Source organism: Vibrio genomosp. F6 (assembly GCF_005146325.1).
Taxonomy (GTDB): Bacteria; Pseudomonadota; Gammaproteobacteria; order Enterobacterales; family Vibrionaceae; genus Vibrio; species Vibrio cortegadensis.
In genome coordinates, this window is record NZ_SYUT01000077.1 from 1 (window position 1) to 1,821 (window position 1,821).

Here is a 1,821-nt window from a genome sequence, read left to right on the forward strand (position 1 = left end):
TCACTCTTAAATTGTTTGTTATGCCTGTCTGTCAGCACGCAATAAAGTCGTCCACTTACACTCATTACCCTCACTAAGAGAGAGCAACCTATCTTCTACATGCTCTCTGTCCCAAACGGCTGCACACTCGAGTTCCAAGCACTCTGACTTTTCAGCTGATGCCTCTTGAGCACCAGAGTATATCGAGAATTTTTTAGATATTAAGTCGAATTTGTAGAACTTCTGATGAGAATGAAACAAAGCATGATCTTCTAACTTTCCAACTTTGTTCCACCCCTGCTCTCCAAGAGCAAGCTTCATTACCCAAATACAGAATACAGGTCCATCGAACAGCGATATAAAGTCCTGTTGGGGCTTCGAAAAAACCTGCTTAGAGAAAGCTACAACTGGTTCATTAAGAATTAAACCATATCCGAAATATCCATTTTCGAGCGGTATCTCCACGACTTTTCCAATTTCGCAGTTTTTCGCCATTTTTTGCTTTCTCCTAAAAGGCATAACGCCGCATTAAGTGGTGAACAACGCGACCACCCAACCTTAAACCTTGCCACATTTAGCACTGAAGCAGACCTAGACTGAAATCGCCAAGCGTTGAGAATCCGTCTTAAATGCTTTGTTATGTTTTAGCACAATTCGTTGATTTACTTGGCAAAGAACTGAGATGCATACCTAGATTTCTGAAGTAAATCACAAGCTCGAACTCACTTGAACGACAGATGCGCCAAACCGGAAATGAGTAAGTCCACTTCCCTGATAATGAGGCAACTCGATCAAGGCTCAACAAGCGCCCTTTCTTTGCACAAGCCGCGCAGAACAATGGTGATTTGCCGACTCAACTGCCAAGGTTATTGGCTGATTGAGAAATATGCCCAAAGCGACTTTGAACCAGAAAAACAAGGCGAGCAAACCACCCTAAAACTCGAATGAAGCAACCCACGAACTTTGGCATGTTTTACGGGGGAAGTGATTCAAGAATTGGGGCAGACAATCGTGATTTGCTGAGTCTACTCCCAACGAATGGCTAGAGGGACAAAGAACGACTCAAAGGCATTTAAGCCATTGAAATTACATTAAAACATAACGCCCAATTAACTTGCGCAGCAACGCAATGCATAGGTTCTGCATTGCGCCTTAATCACTTGATACCGATTAGGAGTAAAACTGCCACGCGTTGTAAGTCAGGTTAAATTGTTTGTTATAACGCTATTTCTCCTTAACCCCATAATCAACCCATTGAGCTTTACGTTTCGTTGTAAAAATACAGCTAACACCGCCAACTGTGTGAATAATCGGAGCCTCAAAGTCGCAAAATAGTGATACATAAAATATTGGTGTTTGTTCATTACCAAAGGTAGCAGGAGTCCACATAGCAACATCACCATCTTTACACCTATCTTGGGCTTCATCACCATTTGCGAACTGACAGACCTTAGCTTGATCAATTGAATTAATCCCAAATGCAGCTGATGTACTAAATGAGGTAATTGATACAGCAAAACCTAAAGCTAATAATAGTTTTTTCACAACATTCCCTTTTATTAATAAATAGTAATTTTGTCGAAATGACCAACTGCGTTATAACGCCGCGTTAAGTGGCGAGCAACGCTACCACTGCACTCAAGACATTACACCATAAACACTGATGCATATCTTTGAACTAAAGCCACCAAGCGTTGGGAGTCCGTCTTAAATGCTTTGTTATATTGCCCGCACGACAGAGCCAAGTTTAGCGCCAAGGTGCTGAATTGGTTACAAATCTACTGGCTTTGAACTCAGAAGTAAAACGGATAGTTCGAAACTCAATCATAGACAACAAAACGC

At 41.7% G+C, this 1,821-nt stretch carries 2 protein-coding genes; both read right to left on the reverse strand.

The annotated features are described in order from the left end of the window. Window positions 1–18: 18 nt before the first annotated feature. Window positions 19–474 carry a hypothetical protein gene (locus tag FCV43_RS19050; protein WP_136996064.1) on the reverse strand — a complete coding sequence of 152 codons (456 nt, stop codon included), beginning with the start codon at window positions 472–474 and terminating at the stop codon, window positions 19–21. Between the two features lie 729 nt (window positions 475–1,203). Continuing rightward, window positions 1,204–1,524, reverse strand: coding sequence for a hypothetical protein (locus tag FCV43_RS19055; protein ID WP_136996065.1), 321 nt, complete (start codon window positions 1,522–1,524; stop codon window positions 1,204–1,206). Window positions 1,525–1,821 lie beyond the last annotated feature (297 nt).

Excerpts from the sequence above, each read along its gene's own strand:
- FCV43_RS19050 (WP_136996064.1), bottom strand. The coding sequence starts at position 474 with ATGGCGAAAAACTGCGAAATTGGAAAAGTCGTGGAGATACCGCTCGAA.